This window comes from Micromonospora siamensis (genome assembly GCF_900090305.1).
Lineage (GTDB): Bacteria > Actinomycetota > Actinomycetes > Mycobacteriales > Micromonosporaceae > Micromonospora > Micromonospora siamensis.
Window position 1 is genome coordinate 2,004,736 of sequence record NZ_LT607751.1, and the last position, 21,917, is coordinate 2,026,652.

Genomic DNA, 21,917 nt, shown 5'->3' on the forward strand with positions numbered 1-21,917 from the left:
GAAGTTCCCGCTCAGCCGCGCAGCGCGTCGTCGACGGCCGCGACGAGGTCGTTGCGGGCCCGGGCCACCCGGGAGCGGATGGTGCCCACCGGCACCTCCTCCACGGCGGCGGCCTCGGCGTACGACAGGCCGAGCAGTTGGGTGAGGACGAACGCGCCGCGCCGCTCGGCGGGCAGCCGGCGGAGCAGGTCGGCGGCGCCCAGCTGGCCGGCCGGGTCGGGGTGTGGCCGGTCGGTCCACGCGTCGGCGGCCAGCCGCTGGTCGAGCCGGCGTCGCCGCACGACGGTGCGCAGGTGGTCGGCGCAGGTCCGGCGGGCGATGCCGAGCAGCCAGGTACGCACGCTGGAGCGCCCCTGGAACGTCGACAGCGCCCGGAACGCCCGCAGGTACGTCTCCTGGGTGAGGTCGTCCGCGCTGTCCCGGTCGACCAGGGCGGCGGTGAACCGCCACACCTCCGCCTGGGTGGCCCGGACGAAGGCGGCCTGCGCGACCGGGTCGCCGTCGCGGGCGGCCAACGCCCAGCGGGTCGCCGACTCCCGGTCGGCGTCGCCGGTCGGGGCGGGCCCGACGGCGGCGTCACGCGGGGCGGGGATCACGACAGTGAAGGTTACGCGCCGCTCCCGCCCGGGGCACGGTCCTTCGGCTCTTGCATGGCCCGCGCCACGTCGGGAACTTTCCCCCGCCCCCGGCCGACTACCCGCTCATGACATGCGACGACGTACGCCTGGCGCTGTCGGCGCGGCTGGACGGGGAGGACCCGCGGGTGCCGGCGCCGACGTTGGACGCGCACACCGCCTCGTGCCCGGGCTGCCGGCAGTGGCTGGCCCACGCCGAGCGGGTGACCCGGCTCACCCGGTTGCAGTCTGTCGACGTACCGGACCTGACCGCGCCGGTGCTGGCGGCGGTCGCCGCGGACCGGGCCGCCGGCCGGCGGGCCGCGGAGGCGGTGGCGCACGGCCGGCGGCAGGTGCTGCGGGCGGCGCTGGCGGTGGCCGCCGTCGCCCAGCTCGCGGTCGCCCTGCCGATCCTGCTGGCCGGGCCGGGCGGGGCCCTCGACCCGCACACCAACCGGGAGATGGCCTCGTTCGACGTGGCGCTCTCCGTCGGTTTCGTGCTGGCCGCCGTGCGGCCGGAGCGGGCCCGGGCGTTCGTGCCGGTGGCGTTCGTGCTGGCGGTCTGCCTGGCGGTGACCAGCGCCTGGGACATCGCCAACTCGACCACCGCGCTGGTGCACGAGGTGGGCCACCTGGCCGCCGTGGTGCAGGCCGGGCTGCTCTGGGCGCTCGGCCGGGTCGACGGCGCGCCGCGCCGCCCGCTGGCGCCGGTGGTCATCCCGGGGCGCGGATGAGCACCGCCCGGGTCGCCGGAACGGGGTGCGGTCGGTAAGCATGGCCGTCATGACTTCCGTCCGCCGCGTCCCCGCGTGGCTTCCCCGGTTCGGCGCGCTGGCCGGTCTGCTGGTCGCCGTCGTCGCCCTGCTGCTGGCTCCGGCCACTCCCGCCAGCGCCCACGCGGTGTTGGTCAGCACCAGCCCGGTCGGCTCCGCGGTGGTGCCGCAGGCCCCGGCCGAGGTGGTGCTGACCTTCAGCGAGTCGGTCCGCAAGGTCAGCGGCAAGATCCGGGTGATCGCCCCGGACGGGTCCCGCGCCGACCGGGGCGAGCCGCGCTTCTCCGGGGCGGTGGTGACCGTCCCGGTCGACTCGTCCGGCCCGCGCGGCACCTACCTGGTCAGCTACCGGGTGATCTCGGCGGACAGTCACCCGGTCTCCGGCGCCTTCACCTACTCCGTCGGCGCGCCGTCGACCCCGCCCACGGACACCGGCAGCGACGTGCGGGCCGACCGGGTGGTGGGCGTCGCGGTGAAGGTCGCCAAGTACCTCGGCTACACCGGCCTGCTCCTGCTGGTGGGTCCGGCGCTGGTGCTCGCCGCGCTCTGGCCGCGCCGGCTGTCCCGCCGCGGGCCGGCCCGGCTGGCCTGGGCCGGGTTGGGGCTGCTGGCCTTCGCCACCCTGGCCGACCTGTGGTTGCAGGTGCCGTACACCGCCGGCGGGGGGATCCTCGACGTCACCGGGTCCGGGCTGGGGGAGGTGCTGGGCAGCACCTTCGGCGCCGCGCACCTGGTCCGGCTGGGCCTGCTCGCGGCGGCGGCCTTCCTGCTCCGGCCGCTCTTCGCCGCCCCCGCCGGCCGGACCGACCTGATCATCCTGGCCGTGCTGGGCGGGGCGGCGCTGTTCACCTGGCCGCTGGCCGGGCACGCGGCGGCCTCGCCGGCCCCGGCGGTCTCCGTGGTCGTCGACGCGGTCCACCTGGGCGGCATGGCGGTCTGGCTGGGCGGCCTGGTGATGCTCGCCGGGTTCCTGCTGCGTCGGGCCGACGAGCGGGAACTGGACGCCATCCTGCCGATCTGGTCGCGCTGGGCGGCGCTGGCCGTGTCGGCGCTGCTGCTCGCCGGCACCGTGCAGGCGCTGATCGAGGTGGCCACCCCGAAGGCGCTGGTCGACACCACGTACGGGCGGCTGGTGCTGGCCAAGATCGTGCTGCTGGCGATCGTGGTGGCGGTGGCCGCGTACTCCCGGCAGCTGGTGCGGCGGCGGACCGCGGCGGGGCGGCCGACCCGGATGCGCCGTGCGGTGATCGCCGAGCTGGCGATCACCGCGGTGGTGCTCGGGGTGTCGGCGACCCTGGTGCAGACCACCCCGGCGCGCACCGCCGAGGCCCAGGTGGACGGTACGGCGGCCGGCTACTTCTCGGCCACGTTGACCAGCTCGCTCTACTCGTTGCAGGTGGAGCTGGACCCGGCCGAGCGGGGCCCGAACACGCTGCACCTGTACGCGTACACGAAGGACAACAAGCCGCAGCGGGTGGCGGAGTGGAAGGTCACCGCCGCGCTGCCGTCGGCCGGGATCGAACCGATCGACGTGCCGCTGCTGCCGCTGACCGACAACCACGTCACCGGTGAGGTGAGTTTGCCCTCGGCCGGGCAGTGGGAGTTCCGCTTCACCCTCCGCACCACCGACATCGACCGGGCCACGGTGACCGCCACCGTGCCGATCCGCTAGGAAGGCTCCCGCACATGATCCGTTTCCGGCGTACCGCCGCCGCGTTCACCCTCGCCGCCGTGGGCGCGGCCGTCTTCGGCCTGGCCGGTCCGGCCTCGGCGCACGTCACGGTCGACCCGAAGCAGGCCACCCAGGGCGGGTACGCCCGGGTGGCGTTCCGGGTGCCGAACGAGAGTGACACCGCCGCCACCACCAAGGTCGAGGTGGTGCTGCCGGAGAACGCGCCGGTGGGTTCGGTGTCCACGCTGCCGGTGCCGGGCTGGACGGTGGCCGTGGAGAAGGCGAAGGTGGACCCGCCGATCGAGGTGCACGGCAGCCAGCTCACCGAGCGCGTGTCGAAGCTGACCTGGACGGCCGCGGGGGACGCGGCGATCAAGCCGGGCACCTTCCAGGAGTTCCCGGTCTCCATGGGGCCGCTGCCGAAGGTCGACACGATGGTCTTCAAGACCCTGCAGACCTACTCCGACGGCAACGTGGTCCGCTGGATCGACGAGCCGACGCCGGGCGGTGCGGAGCCGGAGAGCCCCGCACCGGTGCTCACCCTGACCGCCGCGGCGCCCTCCGGGTCCGCCGCCCCGGCCGCCGCGCCGGCCGGCTCGGACGACGCCGACGAGGCCGACGACGACTCGACCGGCCTGGCGGTCGGTCTCGGCGCGGCGGGCCTGGTCGCCGGGCTGGCCGGGCTGGTCCTGGGCGGCCTGGCCTTCCGCCGTACCCGTGCGGCGGCCCCCACCGCCTGACCCATCCTGTCCCGGCAATCCGGCGGCCGGGCTCGGCCCCGCCGCGACCATGGCGGTGGTGGCCTGGGTGATCGACCCGGATCATCCGGCCGAGGTGGAGCTGGAGGCCAACCTCCCGACCCGCTGATCAGCCGGCGCCTGTCCGGGGCGAAGCCGCACGCGACCCGTGGGCGCAAACATCGCCACGAGCGTGATACCTCAGAGTCATTTTGATACCTCTGAGGTATCACGCTCGTTTTTCTCGTTGCTTTCCAGCCCGCCAGCCCGCCAGCCCGCCAGCCCGCCAGCCAGCGGCCCGGGGCTCCGCATCCGGAGGCCAGAACAGCCGGATCGCCGGGCCTGCGATGGTTGCCGTGGATATCCGCTGATAGCCCGGTTTGCCTCGGTAAGGTCGGCCGGGTAATCGGCGACGGAGGGGGACTGAACGGATGCGTTTCGTGCGCGCGCTGGCCGGACTGCTGCTGTTGACCATGGGGATCCCGGCGCTCCTCGCCGGCGGAACGCTGGCCGTCGTGGCCCGGCACGCCGACCCCGGCGGCAGCTTCGGCGCCCGTTTCGAGCAGGTCCACACCGACGGCCAGGCCGTCGTCGTCCCCGACCTGGACGCGTTGCTGCACAGCGAGGCGCCGTTCGCCCGCACCGACCGCTCCCGGGTCCGGCTCACCGCGCGGACCGCCGACGGTCCGGCCTTCCTCGGCCTCGCCCCCACGGAGGAGGTGCGGCGTTGGCTCGGGCCCGTCCCGCACGCGGCCATCACGCGGGTGACGCTGGCCCGCGGCCCGCTCCCGGTCCGCCTGGAACCGGCCGGCCCGCCGATGGGCGCCCCGTCCGCCGCCGGCGCGGGCACCCCGGTCAGCAGGACCAACTGGGTACGCGAGGGGATCGGCGCCCTGGAGTGGAGCCCCGCCGACCTGGCCGGCCCGCCGCTGAGCCTGGTGGTGATGCGCCCCGACGGGCGGGCCGACCTGACCCTCGACCTGCGGGCCGAACTGCGCGCCGGCTGGTTCGGGCCGATCACGTACGGGCTGCTGGGCGGCGGGATCCTGCTGGTGGCGCTCGCCGCGCTGGTGCTGCTGCGCCCGACCCGCCCCCGCGAGGTGGTCTTCGTGGTGGAGCCGGACCAGGTGCCGGTGCTCGCCGGCCGGCTCGGGGTCAGCTCGCTCAGCGGCCTGGGCTCCACGCCGGGTTGGGAACCCCCGCCGGTGCGCGAGCGGGAACTGGTCGGCGTGGGTGCCGGCGCCGCCCACTCGGCACCCGGGTCGGTCCCGCCCGGCCGTCCGGCCAGCCTGGCCGACCTGCCGCCCACCGGTGTCGCCGAGGGCGGTGCGCCGCCCGCCACCCGGCTCGCCCCGCCCGACGTGGCGCTCGACCTGACCTGGCCACCCGTCGGGGCGGCGGAGACCCGGCGGCCGGCGTCGGTGCCGGCGACGCTGCGCCCGGCGACTCCCGACGGCGACGCGCCGGCGGCCGACCGGTCCTGATCTCCCGCTATCCGTTCGGCGAGGACCCGCTCGCCGGCTCGCGGACCGGCAGGGTGGCCAGCAACAGCAGCGCGAGCAGCACGTACGCGTTGCGGAGCAGGAACTCCACCGGGTCGTCGGTGCGGTTCGGCGCCACCCCCCAGTCGGCGAACGTCACCACCCCGATCACGATCACGGCGGTGGTCACGACGGCCAGCCCGTAGAGCCGGCCGCGGCGGCGCGTTCCGGCCGGGCCCGGGTCCGCGGAGAGGCCGGCGTCGACCAGGACCACCACCGCCGGGATGAACCAGTAGATGTGGTGGGTCCAGGTGATCGGGCTGACCAGGGCACCCACCAGTCCGGTCAGGGTCAGTCCGGTGAGCTGGTCCCCGGCGCGCGCGGCACGGGCCGCCCGCCACAGCCCGTAGGCGGCGACCGTCACGGCGAGCAGCAGCCAGAGCGGCCGGGGTGGCAGCTGCGGGGTGGTGAAGCGGCTGAGCAGCCCGTACAGGGACTGGTTGCCGGTGTAGTCGGTGCGCCCGACCCGGTCGGTGGCCCACAGCTCGTGGGTCCAGAAGCGCCAGGAGTCGGCCGGCGCGACCACCGCGGCGACGCCGGTGGCGACGGCGGCCGTCACGCCCGCCACCACCGCGGCCCGCCAGCGCCGGCTCACCAGCAGGTAGACCAGGAAGATCCCCGGGAAGAGCTTGAGGGCGGTGGCCAGGCCGACGCCCACCCCGGCCCACCGCCGCCCCTCGGGTACGGCGAAGAGCAGGTCGGCCAGGATCAGCACCACCAGCAGCATGTTGATCTGACCGAAGGTGATCGTCTCGCGGGTGCTCTCCACGGCGAGCACCAGCAGCACCGCCACGGTCATGGTGAACAGCCGGGGCAGGCCATGCCGGGCGGTCAGCGGCCGGACCAGCCAGCCGGTGGTCACCAGCACACCGAGCAGGGTGAGCGCCGTGAAGATCGTGACCGTTGCGCCGAGGGGCAGCGCGGCGAACGGGCGCAGCAGCAGGGCCGCGAACGGGGGATAGGTGAAGTACAGCGCACCCTGCACCCGGTCCGGCTGGACGTAGTCGTAGAGCGGGTGCCCGGCCGACCACCAGTCCATCGCCCGCATGTAGATCTTGAGGTCGAAGAAGTCGTGCGCCCGCCCCGGCAGGTACAGCATCGGCAGCACCGCCGCCACCGCCAGCACCGTGACCAGCCGACGGGCCGTACGCCCCCGCTGCTCGTCGGCGCCCACGGCGGGTGGGTCGGCTGATTGCGCTGGCACTCCGAAACCCTAGCGGTCGGCCGGGCCGATGGTGCCCAGGCGCGGGCGGCCGGCCGGCGCGTAGTCTGTTGCGGTGGCTGACCTCCTTGTCTGGATCGACTGTGAGATGACCGGGTTGGATCTCGGCCGGGACGCCCTGATCGAGGTCGCGGCCCTGGTCACCGATCCGGATCTGAACGTGCTCGGCGACGGTGTCGACGTGGTGATCCACGCCGACGAGGCGGCCCTGGCGGGCATGCCGGAGATCGTCGCGACGATGCACGCCAAATCGGGTCTGACCGAGGAGGTACGGCGCTCCACGGTCACCCTGGCCGAGGCGGAGGACATGGTCCTGGACTACGTCACCGCGCACGTCAAGGACCCGCGTACGGCACCGCTGTGCGGCAACTCGATCGCCACCGACCGGGGCTTCATCACCCGGGACATGCCCCGCCTCGACGCGCACCTGCACTACCGCATGATCGACGTCTCCTCGATCAAGGAACTCACCCGCCGCTGGTACCCGCGGGTGTACTTCGGGCAGCCGCAGAAGGGGCTCGCGCACCGCGCCCTGGCCGACATCCGGGAGAGCATCCGCGAGCTGGAGTACTACCGGCGGACGGTCTTCGTGCCGCTGCCCGGGCCGGACGTGGAGACCGCGAAGGCCATCGCCGCCGGGCTCTAGACCGTGCGAAGGTGAACCCGCTGGACGGGCCGGGCGGGGGTGTGGCTATTATTAGTCCGCGCCGCCGGGCCTGCCCGAGCGGAGAGCATGGTGGCTGTAGCTCAGTTGGCAGAGCACCGGGTTGTGGTCCCGGTTGTCGTGGGTTCAATTCCCATCAGTCACCCCATTGACGAAGGCCCCCTCCGGTCGGAGGGGGCCTTCGTCGTTTCGTCCGTCCGTCGAGCGCGCGAGGCCCGCCGGGCCCGGTCTCCCGGGCCCGGCGGTGCGGTCGGCTCAGTTCGCCGGGGTGTACGGCAGGGCGCTGCCCTTGACGTACTCGTCCCAGCTGATGTTCCAGTCGGTCCAGCCGTTGCCGAGTTGCAACTTCCGCTCGGTGCCCTTGACGGTGATCGGGTCACCCATCCGGGTGTTGGCGAACAGCCAGGCCCCGTCGGCCATCGACACGTTCACGCAGCCGTGCGAGACGTTGACGCTGCCCTGCTGCCCCTCCGACCAGGGCGCGGCGTGGATGAACTCGCCACCCCAGGTCAGCCGCTGGGCGAAGTCGATGTCCGTGCGGTAGCCCTCCTCCGGGCCCAGCTCCTCACGGGTGTCGAAGACCGTCTTGCGCAGCTTCTCGATGACCACCATCGTGCCGCTCGACGACGGGGTGGTCTTCTTGCCGAGGCTCACCAGGATCGTCTTGACGACCTTGCCGTCCCGGGTGACCGTCATCTTCTTGGTGGCGTTGTCCACCGTCATCACGAACGACGGTCCGATCTTGATGTCGACGCCGAAGTCGGAGCGGCCGTACCAGCCGTCGCCCATCGGCACGCCCTTGGCCCGCACCTGGTACGACACCTTGCTGCCGGCCTTCCAGAAGGTCTTCGGGCGGTACCGGATCTCGGTGGGGCTGCTCCAGTGCCAGACGCCCTCCTGGGCCGGTACCGAGGTGACCGACATTCGGCGCTCGATGTCGTCCCGGTAGTCCGCCGGGATGGCCCGGCCGAACCGGACGATCAGCGGCATGGCCACCCCGACGACCTGGTTGTCGCCGAGGAAGCTGCTCACCCGGACCAGGTTGGGCTGCTTCATGACGGTGAACTTGCTGGTCGCCGTGAACGGCTTGTCGTCGTCGCCCGTGGCGGTGACCGTCGCCGTGTACGTCTCACCCCACTTCAGGGCGTCGGTCGGGGTGAACTTCCGACCGTCCTTGGCCAGCTTGCCCTCGACCTCCTCGCCGGCGGAGTCCTTGAGCGCGAACTCGGTCTCCTGAGCCTGCTTGGCGGTGAACGCCACGGTGGTCAGGGCGGGCACGTCGGTGGCGTCGGCGGCCGGGGCGGTGATGGTGGCGGACGCCTTGGGCGGTTGCTCGCTCGGGCTCTGCCACGTCGACGGCTTGTCGCCGTCCTTGCTTCCGCCGCCGCTGTCGGTGCAGGCGGAGGTGAACGCCAGCGCGACAGCGAGCGCGCCCGCCGCCCACCCACGGCGTCGCCCGGCGCGACGGGGGCCGCGCCGGCTCAGCTGGTCATGGTCAGCTCGCATGATTCCCTCACAGTTGTGTCCCCGTCCCATCGTCTCTCACCGACGTGCGGGGGCGGGTGACGGTTGCCGGGGGTGAGCCGGAACACCCCGACCATGATGTACCAACAGCGCCCGCCAGGGGCATCGGGATACCGACATATGTATCACTTTGAGTAGTGGTTGCCTGGCGTGGAGTAGCCCTGAGGGTCAGCGCAGGGCCGGACCGGCCCCGCCGGTCGGCACCGGCAACGCGCTGCCCTTGACGAACTCCGCCCAGCTCAGGTTCCACGCCGTCCAGCCGTTGCCGTGCGCCAGGCGACGCTCGGTGCCGCGTACGGTGACCGGGTCGCCGACCTTGGTGTTCGCGAACAGCCAGCGGCCGTGCGCCATGGAGACGTTCACGCAGCCGTGCGAGACGTTGCGCCGGCCCTGCTGCCCCTCCGACCAGGGCGCCGCGTGGATGTACTCCCCGCCCCAGGTGAGGCGCTGCGCGAAGTCGATCTCGGTGACGTACTGGTTCTCCGGGTCCGGCTCGTCGCGGGTGTCGAAGGTGGTGTGCTCCTTCTTCTCCATCACGACCATGGTGCCGCTGGAGGAGGGGGTGCTCTTCTTGCCCAGGCTCACCGGCAGGGTGCGGACCACCTTGCCGTCCTCGTACACGGTCATCTTCTTGGTGGCGTTGTCCACCTTCATCTCGAAGGCCCGGCCGATCTTCACCGTCGCCGTACGGTCGACGTTGCCGTGGCGGCCGTTGCTCAGCGGCACGCCGGCCAGCCCGATCCGCACGTCGATGGTGGTGCCGGGCCGCCAGTACTCCGGCGCCCGGTAGTACGCCTGGGTGCCGTTGGAGAACCAGTGCCAGGCGCCGGGCTGCGGCGGATCGGTGCGGACGAACATCCGCCGCTGCATCGCCGCGCGGTCCTTGGCCGGGATACCGGGGTGGAACTCGGCGACCACCGGCATCGCCACGCCGTAGGTGTGGCCGTCGGCGAGGTAGAGCCCCGAGCCGATCATGGAACCCGGCTTCCCCATCGTGGTGAAGGTGCTGGTGCCCCGGCGCGCGGCGCCGTCCGGGCCGGTCCCGGTGACCGTGGCGGTGTAGCGGGTGGCGTACTTCAGCGGCGTGGACGGCACCCACGACGAGCCGTCGACGCGCCACCGGCCGGGCACCTTGTCGCCGTTCGCGGCGACCAGGGTGACCTCGCCGAGTTCGCCGCCGCTCGGGGCCTTGGCGCTGATCTCCGTGCTGATCGGGCGCCGGGTCGCGCCGTTCGCGGGCGTGACCCGCAGGGCCGGCGCCGCCGACCCGCTCGGCGTCGGAGTGCCGGATGCCGCCGGGTCGCCGGACGACCCTGGGGCACCGGACGGCGGCGCGGCCGTCGCCTCGGCTGCCGCTCCCGTCCCCCCGGCGAACTCGGCCTGCTTGTCATCCCCACCGCATCCGGTCAGCGTCAGTGACGCCGCCAGGACCAGGACGCCCACCATCGCCCTGGCCCGCGTGAACCTGCCCATCCCCACCCCTGTCCTCGCGCGCTTGGCGGACATGGTGCCGTACCCGGACGTCGGCTTCCGTCCCGTAGCCCTTCGGCCGGGGTCTTTGCGGGGGTTTTGCCGGATAATCCGAGCCGAAGGGGGGAGTGGGGAACCGGTTGGAACCAGGCTCCGAGCCCGTGCTAATCTTCTCTCCGTTGCCAACGAGCGCCGCTAGCTCAACTGGCAGAGCAGCGGACTCTTAATCCGCGGGTTCGGGGTTCGAGTCCCTGGCGGCGCACCAACAAGCGAGGCCCTGATTCGGCGGTTCCTGCCGATCGGGGCCTTTCTCGTGTACGCCAGCGGTCGTGTCGTGACCGGCGCCGGGTGCCGCCGGTGGGCCCAGTGCCCCGCCCGCCGGTGAGGGTGTCCCAGCCGGCCACCCCGCGGGTGGACAACCGGCTGGGCCCGACCGCGCGTCGGCTGTGGAGGGTCACCCACCGTCCTTGCCGCTGCCGCGATACTGGGCCCATGTCGGTCCTTCGCCGGGTGCTCAGCCGGATCCGTGCCGCCAACCGGGCCCGCTGGCTGCGGCGCGGCCTGCTGGTCGCTTCGCTCGCCGTCGTGCTGGCCGGCGCGGTCACCGGCGGCAGCGTGGTCTGGGTACGCTCCGGCGCGAGCGGCCACACCTTCACCGTCGGGGACGTCCCCGAGGCGCCGGTGGCGCTGGTGCTGGGCGCGCAGATCGATCCCGGCGGGCAGCCCTCGGCGTTCCTGGCCGCCCGGCTGGAGATCGCGCGGCAACTGCTCGCCGCCGGCAAGGTCCACGCCATCCTCGTCTCCGGCGACCACATGGACTGGGGCTACGACGAGCCGGGCGCGATGCGCCGGTGGCTGGTCGACCGGGGCGTTCCCGACCGCAAGGTGGTGCTCGACCACGCCGGCTTCGACACGTACGACTCGTGCGCCCGGGCCAGGCGGATCTTCGGGGTACGCCAGGCCACCGTGGTCACCCAGTCCTTCCACCTCGACCGGGCGGTGACGCTCTGCCGGGCGCTCGGCGTCGAGGCCAACGGCGTCGGCGACGAGACCGCCAGGCGGTACGCGCCGTTGTGGGTCCGGGGCGTGGTGCGCGAGTACGGGGCCGCGGACAAGGCGGCGTGGGACGTGCTGTCCGGGCGCGACCCGGTGCACCTGGGCCGGCACGAGACCGGCGTCGAGGACGCCCTGCGGAGCTGAGGTGCCCGCTTCGCGGGGTGGCCGGGGGCCTGCTATCGTTTCTCCCCGTTGCCGATGAGCGCCGCTAGCTCAACTGGCAGAGCAGCGGACTCTTAATCCGCGGGTTCGGGGTTCGAGTCCCTGGCGGCGCACCAACGAGCAGGGCCCTGACCTGGTGGTTCACACCGGGTCGGGGCCTTTTTCGCGTGAGTCGCTGGTGGGTGGTCGCCTGGCACGGGACCTCATCGCGCCGCGACCCGCCGTTCCCGGTCAGTCGGAAGGGTCGGCCAGCGCGGTCACCTTGCGCACCAGAACGGACCGCTCGCGTTGGTTTGCGCAGAGCCGGGTGGCCTGCTCCAGCTCGGCCCGCGCCTCCGCTCGCCGACCGAGCCGGGCCAGCAGCTCCCCGCGTACGGTCGGGAGCAGATGCGAGCCGGGGAGCCGGTCCAGGGCGATCAGCTCGTCGACGATGGCCAGGGCCTGCGCCGGGCCCGAGGCCATGGCGACGGCGACGGCCCGGTTGAGCTCGACCACGGGCGAGGGGGCGACACGGCCCAGCGCCTCGTAGAGCAGCACGATCCGGTCCCAGTCGGTCGTCTCGACCGAGCACGCGGACGCGTGGGTGGCGGCGATCGCCGCCTGCAGCCCGTAGGGGCCCAGGCCGCCCCTCGACGCCCTGGCCAGCGCGGCCAGCCCTCGGCGGATCGCCGAGTGGTCCCAGCGGCGCCGGTCCTGGTCGGTCAGCAGGATGGGCGAACCGTCCGGTGCGGTCCGGGCCGGGAAGCGCGCGGCCGTCAGCTCGCACAGGGCCAGCAGGCCGTGCACCTCCGGCTCGTCGGGCAGCAGGGCGGCCAGCGTGCGGGCCAGCCGGACCGCCTCGTACGCCAGGTCGGGGCGGAGCAGCCGGTCACCGGAGGTGGCCGTCGACCCCTCGGTGAAGATCACGTAGAGGACGCTGAGCACGCCGCCCAGCCGCTCCCGGCGCTCGTCGGCCACCGGTAGTGCGAACGGCACCCCGGCCGCCGCGATCGTCTTCTTGCCCCGGGTGATGCGGGCCTGCACCGTCGGCACCGGCACGAGGAACGCGCGGGCGATCTCCGCACTGGACAGGCCGGCGACCACGCGCAGGGTCAGCGCCACCCGGGCCTCCCGGGACAGCACCGGGTGGCAGCTGACGAACATCAGCGCCAGGACGTCGTCGTCGATCCGGTCGGGGTCGACGTCGTCGACCGCCGGGTCGCTCGCCGCGTCCGCCGCCAGCAGTGCGTACCGGTCCTGCAGCGCGGCCCGGCGGCGGATCATGTCGATCGCCCGCCGCCGGGCCGTGGCCATCAACCAGCCGGCCGGACTGGCCGGTGCGACCAGCGGCCACGACACCAGCGCCTCGGCCACCGCCTCCTGGGCGGCGTCCTCGGCCAGCCCGAAATCGCCGGTGAACCGGGTCAGCGCGGCGACGATCCGCGCCGACTCGATCCGCCAGACCGCCTCGACGTCGGCCGGACCCATCAGGTTCGGCCGGAGCCCTGGCTGACGGCGTCTTCCGTGGCGACCCGCTCGTGTTCCTGCGGCAGTTCGTCATCCCCGAGCACCCGCCGGACCTCGATCTTCGATCCGGGAGCCGCCGGGACCCGCCGGGCCCACTCGACCGCCTCCTCCTCCTTCGAGGCGACGTCGAGCAGGAAGTAGCCCCCGAACAGCTCCTTCGTCTCGCCGTACGGCCCGTCGGTCACCACCGGGACCTCACCGCTGAAGTCGACCACGACGCCCCGGCTCGCGTCGTCCAGGCCCTCCGCGGCGAGCAGGACACCGGCCTTGACCATGTCCCCGATGAACTCCCCCGTCGCGGCCATCAACCGCTCGATGTCGGCCATCATCGCCGCGTTCGACTCGTCGGTGCCCCGCATGATCAGCATGTACTTCGACATCTGCTTCTCCTCGTCCGGCCGGGTCGCCTCTCGACCCTCGCACCCTCAGGTCGAACGGGCAGCCCGCCGATCGACACCGCCCCGGAGGAATGTCGCGCCGGGCCGCGGTCGGGTGCGAGTCTCAGGCGCTGCGCAGTTCCCGGCCGGCGCGGTTGAGCCACGCCAGCGCCCGGACGCTGTCGTACGTGCCCGCCTTCAACTGCGCCGCGGCGTTGGACGCGGTCTGGTACAGGTGCTCCGCGTCCGGCGTGCCCCTGCACTCGATGGCAAGCACGGCGAGGGCTTCCACGCTCTCCCAGCTGCCCGGTTTCAAGGACCCGGCGGCTTCCAGGGCGCGTTGCAGCGGTGGGCGTTGATCGTGGCGGTGTCCGAACATGAAGGTCCCCTGCCATGGACTGAGTTTGCTGGACGGTGTGACGGGTCGACCCTAGAGCGTGCTCAGGCCGGCTGCCGTACCCGCAGCTCGTCGGCGAAGACGGTCAGCACCCGGCGCAGCTCGTCGCGCAGCTCGGGGCGTACGACGAGGCCGTCGTCGCCCACGGCGTCGCGCGGCACGACCAGCCGGACGCTCGCGGCCTCGCTGATCTCGGCGGCGACGTAGCCCAGGACCAGCCGCAGGGTGGCCTGTGCCCCGTCGCCCCGGCCCGGGGCCGCGACGTTCAGGCTGGCCACCGGCTTGCCGTCGAGCTGGCCGCCGCCCACCGTCCAGTCGAGCAGGTTCTTGAGGCTGCCGGGCAGGGTGCCCGCGTACTCGGGGGTGCAGAACAGCACGCCGTCGGCGGCCTCGATGCGGGCCCGCAGCCGGGCTGCGGCCGGCGGCAGCTGCACCGACTCCCGGTCGTCGTCGGGGTTGAACGCCGGCAGGGCGGCCAGCTCGTCGTACAGCTGGGTGTGGATGCCGTCGGGGGCGACGGCGGCAACGGTCCGCAGGGCGGCCGAGTTGGTGGACGCCGCCCGGGTGCTGCCCGAGATCAACAGGATGGTCGGCGGGGCGGTGTCGGTGGCGTACCGCAGTTCGTCGCCGTCGGTTCCGGTCTGCTGGAAGCCGGCGCGCTCCAACACCCGCCGGCTGGGCCGGTTGCCGGCCTCGGTGCCGGCCACGACCCGGCGCACCTCGGGGCGGGACAGCAGGTGCCGGGTGAGCGCCGCGACGACCTCGGTGCCGTGGCCGTGGCCGCGGTGCGGGGCGGCCAGTCCGTACCCGATCTCGATGTCGCCGTGCTCGTCGGCCGGCCCGTGCACCCCGCAGTCGCCGATCACGACGCCGTCGAGGGTGACCAGCCAGCCGAAGGAACGGCCGTCCGCGATGCCGGCCAGGCCGTCCAGGGTGTCGTCGTGCGGCCACCCGTCGGCGACCGTGAGGCCGGCGAGGTCTCCGGCCCGGACCGCGGTGGCGGCCGGGCCGTCCAGGGGTTCCAGCACCAGGCGTCCGGCGACCAGCCGGGGTACGGAATCCACTGTCGAGTCTGTCGTCATGGGATCTGGTTCTAGCCGGTGGGCGCGGTCGGCGCCAGCCGGTTTCCCGCGCCGACCGGACCCCTGCCCGAGGTCCGGTCGGCGCTGCTGCTGCCTCAGACGCAGCCGAGTGCATCCCGGTAGCCGGCTGGCTTGTCTCCGGCGGTCACCTTGTCGGCGTACTCCCAGAACACCTCGGGATAGTCTCCGGCGTCGTTCATGTCGTGCAGCACCTTCCACTTGTGGCTGCTGCGCAGCGCGTCGACGGCCCGCTTCGCGGCGGCGTCGTCGCCGGCCTTGCGGGCCCGCAGCCATTCCTCGATCCAGCCGCAGCCGACCCGGGCGACGACCTGGGCGCCGAACTGGTAGGAGTCGTTGACGCCGAGCTCGCTCAGCGCGGCGGCGTCGAAGCCCGGGGGCAGCGGCACGTCGGCGAGGACGGTGGCCGCCCGCTCCTTGATCCGGTCCGGTGTGACGATCTCCGGGGGCATCGCGGCCAGCCAGGTGCGGACGTCGACGCGGACAACGGCGGCCAGCATCCGGTCGAACTCGGCCCGCCGCATCCCGCCGCCGCGCAGTTCGACGAAGGAACCGTCGCGGGGCCGCGTGATGACGGCGAAGTCGTTCCCGGCGTAGCGGAAGAGGTCGGCGGGTTGACCGTCCACGGTGACCTTCTCCGGCCTGCTGACGTTGAGCCGGTCCTTGTAGTAGCCCTGGTGATATTCGGCCGGGTACCAGTTCATCTCGACCTGCCGGTCGCCGTTGGTGAAGCCGATCGTGCCGTGCTTCTCGGCGAAGCCGTAGACGGTGGTGGCCTTCCAGCCGGGCTGGTCGATCAGCAGGCGGGGGTTCTGCTCGGCGGCCTTGAGCGCCATCGCCGAGTAGGCGACCTGCTGCGTCCCCTTCGAGGTGGTGACCGGAGAGGCCTGGTGGCCGGCCGGGGGCGCGGGCCGCAGGGCCGAGGCGGCGACGAAGCCGGTGAGCAGTACGGCGGCGACGCCCGCGGCGGCCAGGCCGCTCACGAGGCCGCGGCGGGCCGGTCGGGGCTGCGGTGGCTCGGTGGCGGGGGCCAGGGTCGGCGTGGACATGATCTCCTCCAGCAGGTGCTGTGCGGCCCCGTCGAGGTGCCGGACGGCCTCCGGCCGGTACGGGTCGGCGTCTCGGACCATCCGGTCCAGCTGCTCGTCGGTCATCTGCCCTCCTCGGGGATGCGTACGGCCATGACGTCGAGTGCATGTCCGGCCGGCTCGGGTTCGTCACGGAGAATTTCGCGCAGCCGGGTCCGGGCCCGGCTCAGGCGCGTACGGACCACGGCGGGGCTCACCCGCAGCACCGTGGCGATCTCGCGGGGTTCCAGTCCTTCCCAGAAGGTCAGCATGAGCACCTCGCGGTCCAGTTCGCCGAGGCGGGCCAGCGCCGACCGGACGGCGAGCCGGTCCGGCACCTGGCTGCCGGGGTCGACGGGCGGACCGCCGCGCAGCCGGTGCCGCAGCCGGTCGCCGAGCCGTTCCCGGCGCAGGGTGCCGCGGTGGTGGTTGGCCAGCACCCGCCGGGCCACCCCGTAGAGCCAGAGCCGGGTCTCGGGTTCGGGCGGGATGTCGCGGCGACGCCAGGCGACGAGGAAGACCTCGGCGACCACGTCGGCGGCGTCCTCGGGCTGCGCGACCCGGCGCAGGGCGTACACCAGGATGCGCTCGAAGTTGGCCGCGTAGACCTGGCGGAAGAGGTCCTCGTGCTCGATTCCGGCGCTCACGTCCCTCCCATGTCCGGCCGGGTGTTCATCGTGACAGCCCGATGCCGGCGGATTTCGTCAACCTGTGGTTGACGGCGGCAGAGCGTCAACCTATGGTTGACGAATGACGGAACCTTCGCAGCAGATGAGTCACCCCATCCGCCTCGACGACCTGATCGCCGGGATCAAGAAGGCGCGTCCCGACGCGCTCGACCAACTGGCCGACGCGATGGTGATGGCCGAGCACCTCGGCGACGTCGCCGACCACCTGATCGGCCACTTCGTGGACCAGGCCCGCCGCTCCGGCGCGTCCTGGACCGAGATCGGCAAGAGCATGGGGGTGAGCAAGCAGGCCGCGCAGAAGCGGTCCGCGGCCAAGTCGGACTCTGCCGCCGCCCTCGACCCGAACGCCGGCTTCGCGCGCTTCACCCCCCGGGCCCGCAACGTGGTGATCGCCTCGCAGGAGGAGGCCCGGACCGCCGGCAACCCCGAGATCGGCCCGGCACACCTGGTCCTCGGCCTGCTCGCCGAGCCCGACGCGCTGGCCGTCAAGGCGATCGTCGCCGCCGGCGTCACCCTGGACGACGTCCGGGCCGCGGCCACCGCCGTGCTGCCGCAGGCCGCCGAGCAGGTGCCGGACCTCGTCCCGTACGACGCCCGCGGCAAGAAGGCCCTGGAGCTGACGTTCCGGGAGGCGCTGCGGCTCGGGCACAACTACGTCGGCACGGAGCACGTCCTGCTCGCGCTGATCGAGGAGGAGAACGGTGACGGCCCGTTGACCGGCCTCGGGTTGACCAAGGAGTCGATCGAGGAGTGGGTCGCCGCCGCCCTGAAGCAGGTCACCATCGGGCAGTGACCGGTGTGGGGGAGCGGCCTCCCCCGCGCGGGCGATCAGGTGGACGCCCCCGTCGGGCACGGTCCAGGAAGGACCATCACCGACAGGAGCGCGACGATGACGACGATCAGTATCCCGAGCGGCACCGCCCGGCCGGTGCCGCGCTGGGCCGAGTGGGCAGCGCGCGCCGTACCGTGGCTGGTGCTGCCCTCCGGTCTGTGGCGGATCGCGTTGGGGCTGGGTGTCCCGATGGGGTTCACCGGGGAGCTGGCCCGGCTCTACCACGCCCCGGGCTGGATCACCCCGTACGTGATCGCCCTGACCGCGCTCGCCGAGGCCGCGGCGCTGCTCACCCTCGGGCTGGTGCGGCCGTGGGGTGAGGTGCTGCCCCGCTGGGTGCCGCGGTGGGGCGGCCGGCGGGTTCCCGTCGGGTTAGCGGTCACCGTGGCCGCGCTCGGGGTGCTGGCGCTGACCGTGCTCGCCGTACCCACGGTGGCGGTCTGGAACGGCCCGGAGAACATGGGTGACCCGGACGCGCCGCAGGGCGTGGCGGGCGCGCTGATGACGGCCTGCTACGCCCCGCAGCTGGCCTGGCCGCCGCTGCTCGCCGCCGTCACGTACGCGTACTGGCGGCGGCGCCGGGGCGAGGGTCAGTCGGCGGTGGGGAAGCCGTAGCGGGCGGCGTGCTCCGGGTCGGCCGGGTCGACCTGCCGGATGCCGGCGTCGGCGAGGCGCTTGTTCACCTCGTCGAGCTGCTCCCGCACCAGCCGGGCCTCCTCCTCGGTGACCCGGCCCCGGTGCGGTCGGCCGGCGTGCTCGATGGTGCCGTAGTCGATCTTCTCGGCGGCCCGGCGGGCCTTCGGCGGCTTCACCCGCTCGGCGGTACGCAGCAGCTGGGCCATCGGCACGTCGGTGGCCATCGCGTCGAACTCGCTGGCGGTGAGCACCACCCGACGCGGCTCGCCGCCGCCGTGCCGGTCGTGGATCTCCACCACGGCCACGTCCAGCGCGGCGTCGTCGATGCTCTCCACCTCGATCGGGGTGGCGTCCAGTTGCACGGGCCCGGCCACCAGGTCGGGGTGCTCCAGCACGACGACCTTGACCACCTCGTCGTCGGTCCCCAGCACGGTGCCGGTGAAGTCGGAGACGTGGATCGTCTTCTTGCCCATGCGCGGAGCATCTCCCGTCGTACGCCGAAATTTCGGACCAGAAGACGCTACCCGACAGGTGTGCGAACGCCGTGCGCGGAGCGCCGCGGTGTGTCGTCGCTTTCGGTGCGGGGTCAGTGGGCGGTGAGGCCGCGCCGGGTGGAGGTGCCGGCGGGCAGCGCGTTCAGCTCGGCCCAGGACGGCGAGTCACCCGAGCGGGCCTCCCGGTACGCCGGCTGGGCCGGGAACCGCGCGGCGGCGTTCCTCGCCGCCTCCCAGGCGCGGTCGGTGTCCTGCTGGTACCGGTCATTCGGCTGATTAGGCATGACCATTACCGTCCCAAAGGAAGTTGTACATGTATGGAAATAGATATGACGCACCGTCGATGTCTCCGGTTCCCCGTGCCGCGGGCGCGGGGAAGGCATCGGTGATGTTCGGTACGTCTACCCGGGTGACCGGCGATCCAATCGACAGTCGAGCTTATTTCGGTTGTCGTCCGGCAACTGCTCGGGAGTGACCGACATCGCTTTGCTGGATACCCCCTAGGGGTATAGCGTGCCGGGCATGGAGAATCCGAACCTCACCCGACTGGCCGTCGCCGCCACCCTGCACTGCCTCACCGGCTGCGCCATCGGCGAGGTGCTCGGCATGCTCGTCGGCACCGCGCTCGGCTGGCACAACCTCGCCACCGTGCTGCTGTCGGTGGCGCTGGCCTTCCTCTTCGGCTACGCGCTGACCATCCGGCCGGTGCTCCGCTCCGGCCTGCCGCTGCGCTCCGCCGTCGGCGTGGCGCTCGCCGCCGACACGGTGAGCATCCTGGTCATGGAGGTGACCGACAACGCCGTCATGCTGGGCGTCCCCGGCGCCATGGACGCCGGCCTCACCAACTGGCTGTTCTGGGTGAGCCTGCTGCTCGCCCTCGCCGTGGCGTTCGTGGTCACCGTGCCGGTCAACCGGGCACTGATCGCCCGGGGCCGCGGTCACGCCGTGGTGCACCGGTACCACGGTGGGCACGCGGACCACGGTGGGCACGCGGACCACGGCGACCATGGGGGCCAGGAGAGCCGCGCCGGCCTGGACAACCACGCCGGCCAGGACAGCCACGGGGGCCACGTCCACCACGACGGCGGCTCCCGGGCCTGATCGGGGCGTCGACCGCGCGCCGCGGGCGTACCCTGATCTTGAGAGATGTGGATCGAGCGGGGGTGACCAGGTGCTGGACCGGCGGCTCCACCTGCACCTGGCCACCTGGCTCGGGCAGTGGCCGGCCGGACCGGGGCTGCACGTGGTCCGGTCCCGCCGCCGTGACCTGCCGGCCTGGGACGGCCGACTCCGGCCGGCACTGGCCGTCGGCGCCCCCGGCAGCGTGGTGCTCTCCGTCGGACCGGGTCGGGTCGAGGCGGTCCGGGCCCTGGCCCGACAGGGCGAGGAACGGCTGCTCGCCGGCCTGCCCGCCGCGGTGGCGCACCCGGAGTGGGTGACCCACGACGGGTCGTTCCGCTGGTGCGTGGCCCCCGCGCCGCTGCCCGACGTGGGGGAGTGGTTGGCGCCCACCGAACCCGGGCTCCCGCGCTGGCTGCGGCTGTTCGACCGGGAGGTGCTGGTGGTCCGGGACGCCGACGGCGGCTACCTGGCCGGGGCCGGCGTCAAGCGGCACGACGCGCACGGGCACGAGCTGGCCGTCGGCACCGTGCCGGCAGCCCGGGGGCGGGGACTGGCCCGGCGACTGGTCGCGCAGGCCGCCCGCCGGGTGCTCGACGAGGGCGCGATCCCCACCTACCTGCACGACGCCGGCAACCGGGCCTCCGCCGAGGTCGCCGAGGCCGCCGGCTTCCCGGACCGGGGCTGGCGGTCGTTCGGGGTCTTCCCACCCTGATCCGGGGCCGGGTGTGGCGGCCGACGGCTCTGGGTAGGTGCCGGGGTCATGGCAGAGCAGCGCGATCCCGAACCGGAATCCGGCCCGTCCGCTCCCGTACCGCCCGCCCGCCGGGCCGTGGACACCGAAGGGGCGGGGCCACCGGGCGCCGACACCGTGGCGGAGCCGACCCGGCGCCGTGACCGCACCCGCTACCTGTACCTGGCGGTCATCGCCGCCGTGCTGGCCGGCATCGCGGTCGGGTTCCTCTTCCCCGACTTCGCGAAGTCGCTCAAGCCGCTCGGCACCGGGTTCGTCAACCTGATCAAGATGATGATCGGCCCGGTGATCTTCTGCACGATCGTGCTGGGCGTCGGCTCGGTCCGCAAGGCCGCGCAGGTCGGCAAGGTCGGCGGGCTCGCGCTCGGCTACTTCCTCACCATGTCGACCGTCGCGCTGGCGATCGGCCTGGTCGTCGGCAACCTGATCCACCCCGGGCAGGGCCTCAACCTCGACGACTCGCTCGCCGCCGCCGGTCAGAAGGCGGCTGGCGGTGAGTCCGAGGGGACCGTCGACTTCCTGCTCGGCATCATCCCCACCACTCTGTTCTCCGCGCTCACCGAGGGCGAGGTGCTCCAGGCGCTGCTGGTGGCGCTGCTGGTCGGCTTCGCCGTGCAGAGCCTCGGCCGTCGGGGCGAGCCGGTCGTCAACGCCATCGCCGCCCTGCAACGGGTGGTCTTCAAGGTGCTCGCCATGATCATGTGGCTGGCGCCGGTCGGCGCGTTCGGCGCCATCGCCGCCGTGGTCGGCGAGACCGGCGTGGACGCGCTGAAGAGCCTCGCCCAGATCATGCTCGGCTTCTACGCCACCTGCGCGATCTTCGTCTTCGCCGTGCTCGGCGCGCTGCTCTGGTTCGTCGCCCGCATCTCGATCTTCAAGTTGCTGCGCTACCTGGGCCGGGAGTTCCTGCTGATCCTCTCCACCTCCTCGTCGGAGTCGGCGCTGCCCCGGCTGATCGCCAAGATGGAGCACGCCGGCGTCGCCCGGCCCGTCGTCGGCATCACCGTGCCGACCGGCTACTCCTTCAACCTCGACGGCACCGCCATCTACCTGACCATGGCGTCGCTGTTCATCGCCGACGCGCTCGGCAAGCCGCTCTCGATCGGCGAGCAGATCTCCCTGCTCGGCTTCATGATCATCGCCTCGAAGGGCGCGGCCGGCGTGACCGGCGCCGGTCTGGCCACCCTGGCCGGTGGTCTCCAGTCGCACCGCCCCGAACTGGTCGACGGCGTCGGCCTGATCGTCGGCATCGACCGGTTCATGTCCGAGGCCCGGGCGCTGACCAACTTCGCCGGCAACGCCGTGGCCACCGTACTGGTCGGCACCTGGACCGGCCAGTTCGACCGGGACCGGGCCGAGGCGGTGCTGGCCGGCCGGGACCCGTTCGACGAGCTCACCATGCTCGACGAGGACGCCGCACACGGCGTACCGGGCGACGGGACCGAGGCGGACGCCCGGCTGGCCGACCCGCGGGTGCCGGCGCCGCGCTGACCCGCGGCAGACGCGGACCG

At 73.3% G+C, this 21,917-nt stretch carries 23 protein-coding genes and 3 tRNA genes; 14 read left to right on the top strand and 12 right to left on the bottom strand.

Annotation, left to right across the window (positions count from 1 at the left end):
* Positions 1–11 precede the first annotated feature (11 nt).
* The gene (locus GA0074704_RS09250; protein WP_088970120.1) at positions 12–596 is read right to left on the bottom strand and encodes a sigma-70 family RNA polymerase sigma factor; all 585 of its coding nucleotides are present in this window, start codon (positions 594–596) and stop codon (positions 12–14) included.
* Between the two features lie 107 nt (positions 597–703).
* On the opposite strand from GA0074704_RS09250, the gene GA0074704_RS09255 reads away from it, so the two are divergent.
* From GA0074704_RS09255 to GA0074704_RS29875, 4 genes are all read left to right on the top strand, one after another.
* Positions 704–1,348 carry a zf-HC2 domain-containing protein gene (locus tag GA0074704_RS09255; RefSeq protein WP_088970121.1) on the top strand — a complete coding sequence of 215 codons (645 nt, stop codon included), beginning with the start codon at positions 704–706 and terminating at the stop codon, positions 1,346–1,348.
* Between the two features lie 40 nt (positions 1,349–1,388).
* Entirely contained in the window at positions 1,389–3,059 is a 1,671-nt protein-coding gene (locus GA0074704_RS09260) for a copper resistance CopC/CopD family protein (RefSeq protein ID WP_377471507.1), read from the top strand.
* A gap of 14 nt (positions 3,060–3,073) precedes the next feature.
* Positions 3,074–3,799 carry a YcnI family copper-binding membrane protein gene (locus GA0074704_RS09265; protein WP_088970122.1) on the top strand — a complete coding sequence of 242 codons (726 nt, stop codon included), beginning with the start codon at positions 3,074–3,076 and terminating at the stop codon, positions 3,797–3,799.
* A 428-nt stretch (positions 3,800–4,227) separates the two neighbouring features.
* Positions 4,228–5,280, top strand: a complete 1,053-nt coding sequence (locus GA0074704_RS29875) for a hypothetical protein (protein WP_377471509.1) — start codon at positions 4,228–4,230, stop codon at positions 5,278–5,280.
* Positions 5,281–5,287: 7 nt separating this feature from the next.
* Here GA0074704_RS29875 and GA0074704_RS09275 read toward each other — a convergent pair whose 3' ends face one another.
* Positions 5,288–6,436: a glycosyltransferase 87 family protein gene (locus tag GA0074704_RS09275; RefSeq protein WP_377471563.1), complete on the bottom strand. Its 1,149-nt coding sequence runs from the start codon at positions 6,434–6,436 to the stop codon at positions 5,288–5,290.
* Positions 6,437–6,614: 178 nt separating this feature from the next.
* On the opposite strand from GA0074704_RS09275, the gene orn reads away from it, so the two are divergent.
* Entirely contained in the window at positions 6,615–7,205 is a 591-nt protein-coding gene (orn, locus tag GA0074704_RS09280; protein WP_088970124.1) for an oligoribonuclease, read from the top strand.
* 90 nt (positions 7,206–7,295) lie between these two features.
* Positions 7,296–7,371, top strand: a tRNA-His gene (locus GA0074704_RS09285).
* Between the two features lie 107 nt (positions 7,372–7,478).
* Here GA0074704_RS09285 and GA0074704_RS09290 read toward each other — a convergent pair.
* Both GA0074704_RS09290 and GA0074704_RS09295 read right to left on the bottom strand, forming a co-directional pair.
* A complete protein-coding gene (locus GA0074704_RS09290) occupies positions 7,479–8,729 on the bottom strand; it encodes a L,D-transpeptidase (protein WP_088970125.1) in 1,251 nt (416 codons plus the stop codon).
* A 186-nt stretch (positions 8,730–8,915) separates the two neighbouring features.
* Entirely contained in the window at positions 8,916–10,220 is a 1,305-nt protein-coding gene (locus GA0074704_RS09295; protein ID WP_088970126.1) for a L,D-transpeptidase, read from the bottom strand.
* 186 nt (positions 10,221–10,406) lie between these two features.
* Between GA0074704_RS09295 and GA0074704_RS09300 the strand changes: the two genes are divergently transcribed.
* The 3 genes from GA0074704_RS09300 to GA0074704_RS09310 all read left to right on the top strand — a co-directional run bounded on the left by GA0074704_RS09300 (position 10,407) and on the right by GA0074704_RS09310 (position 11,551).
* A tRNA-Lys gene (locus GA0074704_RS09300) sits at positions 10,407–10,482 on the top strand.
* 227 nt (positions 10,483–10,709) lie between these two features.
* Positions 10,710–11,417, top strand: a complete 708-nt coding sequence (locus tag GA0074704_RS09305) for a SanA/YdcF family protein (protein ID WP_088970127.1) — start codon at positions 10,710–10,712, stop codon at positions 11,415–11,417.
* Positions 11,418–11,475: 58 nt separating this feature from the next.
* Positions 11,476–11,551: transfer RNA gene (locus GA0074704_RS09310), tRNA-Lys, on the top strand.
* 115 nt (positions 11,552–11,666) lie between these two features.
* Here GA0074704_RS09310 and GA0074704_RS09315 read toward each other — a convergent pair.
* The 6 genes from GA0074704_RS09315 to GA0074704_RS09340 form a co-directional block, all read right to left on the bottom strand.
* Positions 11,667–12,902, bottom strand: a complete 1,236-nt coding sequence (locus GA0074704_RS09315; protein ID WP_088970128.1) for an RNA polymerase sigma factor — start codon at positions 12,900–12,902, stop codon at positions 11,667–11,669.
* Positions 12,902–13,321, bottom strand: coding sequence for a YciI family protein (locus GA0074704_RS09320; protein ID WP_088970129.1), 420 nt, complete (start codon positions 13,319–13,321; stop codon positions 12,902–12,904). The genes GA0074704_RS09315 and GA0074704_RS09320 overlap by 1 nt, the downstream gene beginning before the upstream one ends.
* A 121-nt stretch (positions 13,322–13,442) precedes the next feature.
* Complete coding sequence (locus tag GA0074704_RS09325; protein WP_157743633.1) at positions 13,443–13,610, bottom strand: hypothetical protein; 168 nt, start codon at positions 13,608–13,610, stop codon at positions 13,443–13,445.
* A gap of 149 nt (positions 13,611–13,759) precedes the next feature.
* Positions 13,760–14,797 (bottom strand): GNAT family N-acetyltransferase, encoded by a 1,038-nt coding sequence (locus GA0074704_RS28720; RefSeq protein WP_172880477.1) that lies wholly within the window; start codon positions 14,795–14,797, stop codon positions 13,760–13,762.
* Between the two features lie 95 nt (positions 14,798–14,892).
* Positions 14,893–15,969, bottom strand: a complete 1,077-nt coding sequence (locus tag GA0074704_RS29035) for a hypothetical protein (RefSeq protein WP_172880479.1) — start codon at positions 15,967–15,969, stop codon at positions 14,893–14,895.
* Positions 15,966–16,529 carry an RNA polymerase sigma factor gene (locus tag GA0074704_RS09340; protein ID WP_088970131.1) on the bottom strand — a complete coding sequence of 188 codons (564 nt, stop codon included), beginning with the start codon at positions 16,527–16,529 and terminating at the stop codon, positions 15,966–15,968. Before GA0074704_RS09340 ends, GA0074704_RS29035 begins: the two co-directional genes overlap by 4 nt.
* Positions 16,530–16,632: 103 nt before the next feature.
* Between GA0074704_RS09340 and GA0074704_RS09345 the strand changes: the two genes are divergently transcribed.
* Positions 16,633–17,364 (top strand): Clp protease N-terminal domain-containing protein, encoded by a 732-nt coding sequence (locus GA0074704_RS09345; protein WP_088970132.1) that lies wholly within the window; start codon positions 16,633–16,635, stop codon positions 17,362–17,364.
* 96 nt (positions 17,365–17,460) lie between these two features.
* The gene (locus GA0074704_RS09350) at positions 17,461–18,018 is read left to right on the top strand and encodes a hypothetical protein (protein WP_088970133.1); all 558 of its coding nucleotides are present in this window, start codon (positions 17,461–17,463) and stop codon (positions 18,016–18,018) included.
* Here the strand turns inward: GA0074704_RS09350 and GA0074704_RS09355 are convergent.
* Positions 17,994–18,512, bottom strand: a complete 519-nt coding sequence (locus tag GA0074704_RS09355; protein ID WP_088970134.1) for a hypothetical protein — start codon at positions 18,510–18,512, stop codon at positions 17,994–17,996. The genes GA0074704_RS09350 and GA0074704_RS09355 overlap by 25 nt on opposite strands.
* A gap of 113 nt (positions 18,513–18,625) precedes the next feature.
* Positions 18,626–18,817: a DNA repair protein gene (locus GA0074704_RS09360; RefSeq protein ID WP_088973562.1), complete on the bottom strand. Its 192-nt coding sequence runs from the start codon at positions 18,815–18,817 to the stop codon at positions 18,626–18,628.
* A gap of 238 nt (positions 18,818–19,055) precedes the next feature.
* Between GA0074704_RS09360 and GA0074704_RS09365 the strand changes: the two genes are divergently transcribed.
* The 3 genes from GA0074704_RS09365 (at position 19,056) to GA0074704_RS09375 (ending at position 21,897) form a co-directional block, all read left to right on the top strand.
* Positions 19,056–19,634 (top strand): DUF4396 domain-containing protein, encoded by a 579-nt coding sequence (locus GA0074704_RS09365; protein WP_088973563.1) that lies wholly within the window; start codon positions 19,056–19,058, stop codon positions 19,632–19,634.
* A 70-nt stretch (positions 19,635–19,704) separates the two neighbouring features.
* A complete protein-coding gene (locus GA0074704_RS09370) occupies positions 19,705–20,367 on the top strand; it encodes a GNAT family N-acetyltransferase (RefSeq protein WP_172880481.1) in 663 nt (220 codons plus the stop codon).
* 48 nt (positions 20,368–20,415) lie between these two features.
* Positions 20,416–21,897, top strand: coding sequence for a cation:dicarboxylate symporter family transporter (locus GA0074704_RS09375; protein ID WP_088970136.1), 1,482 nt, complete (start codon positions 20,416–20,418; stop codon positions 21,895–21,897).
* Positions 21,898–21,917: the final 20 nt, after the last annotated feature.

What these genes read in the sequence shown, in the direction of transcription:
- GA0074704_RS09255 (WP_088970121.1), top strand. Translation starts at nt 704, where the DNA reads ATGACATGCGACGACGTACGCCTGGCGCTGTCGGCGCGGCTGGACGGG.
- GA0074704_RS09260 (WP_377471507.1), top strand. Translation starts at nt 1,389, where the DNA reads ATGGCCGTCATGACTTCCGTCCGCCGCGTCCCCGCGTGGCTTCCCCGG.
- GA0074704_RS09265 (WP_088970122.1), top strand. Translation starts at nt 3,074, where the DNA reads ATGATCCGTTTCCGGCGTACCGCCGCCGCGTTCACCCTCGCCGCCGTG.
- GA0074704_RS29875 (WP_377471509.1), top strand. Translation starts at nt 4,228, where the DNA reads ATGCGTTTCGTGCGCGCGCTGGCCGGACTGCTGCTGTTGACCATGGGG.
- GA0074704_RS09275 (WP_377471563.1), bottom strand. Translation starts at nt 6,436, where the DNA reads ATGCTGTACCTGCCGGGGCGGGCGCACGACTTCTTCGACCTCAAGATC.
- GA0074704_RS09290 (WP_088970125.1), bottom strand. Translation starts at nt 8,729, where the DNA reads ATGCGAGCTGACCATGACCAGCTGAGCCGGCGCGGCCCCCGTCGCGCC.
- GA0074704_RS09295 (WP_088970126.1), bottom strand. Translation starts at nt 10,220, where the DNA reads ATGGGCAGGTTCACGCGGGCCAGGGCGATGGTGGGCGTCCTGGTCCTG.
- GA0074704_RS09305 (WP_088970127.1), top strand. Translation starts at nt 10,710, where the DNA reads ATGTCGGTCCTTCGCCGGGTGCTCAGCCGGATCCGTGCCGCCAACCGG.
- GA0074704_RS09315 (WP_088970128.1), bottom strand. Translation starts at nt 12,902, where the DNA reads ATGGGTCCGGCCGACGTCGAGGCGGTCTGGCGGATCGAGTCGGCGCGG.
- GA0074704_RS09320 (WP_088970129.1), bottom strand. Translation starts at nt 13,321, where the DNA reads ATGTCGAAGTACATGCTGATCATGCGGGGCACCGACGAGTCGAACGCG.
- GA0074704_RS28720 (WP_172880477.1), bottom strand. Translation starts at nt 14,797, where the DNA reads ATGACGACAGACTCGACAGTGGATTCCGTACCCCGGCTGGTCGCCGGA.
- GA0074704_RS29035 (WP_172880479.1), bottom strand. Translation starts at nt 15,969, where the DNA reads ATGACCGACGAGCAGCTGGACCGGATGGTCCGAGACGCCGACCCGTAC.
- GA0074704_RS09345 (WP_088970132.1), top strand. Translation starts at nt 16,633, where the DNA reads ATGACGGAACCTTCGCAGCAGATGAGTCACCCCATCCGCCTCGACGAC.
- GA0074704_RS09350 (WP_088970133.1), top strand. Translation starts at nt 17,461, where the DNA reads ATGACGACGATCAGTATCCCGAGCGGCACCGCCCGGCCGGTGCCGCGC.
- GA0074704_RS09355 (WP_088970134.1), bottom strand. Translation starts at nt 18,512, where the DNA reads ATGGGCAAGAAGACGATCCACGTCTCCGACTTCACCGGCACCGTGCTG.
- GA0074704_RS09360 (WP_088973562.1), bottom strand. Translation starts at nt 18,817, where the DNA reads ATGCCTAATCAGCCGAATGACCGGTACCAGCAGGACACCGACCGCGCC.
- GA0074704_RS09365 (WP_088973563.1), top strand. Translation starts at nt 19,056, where the DNA reads ATGGAGAATCCGAACCTCACCCGACTGGCCGTCGCCGCCACCCTGCAC.
- GA0074704_RS09375 (WP_088970136.1), top strand. Translation starts at nt 20,416, where the DNA reads ATGGCAGAGCAGCGCGATCCCGAACCGGAATCCGGCCCGTCCGCTCCC.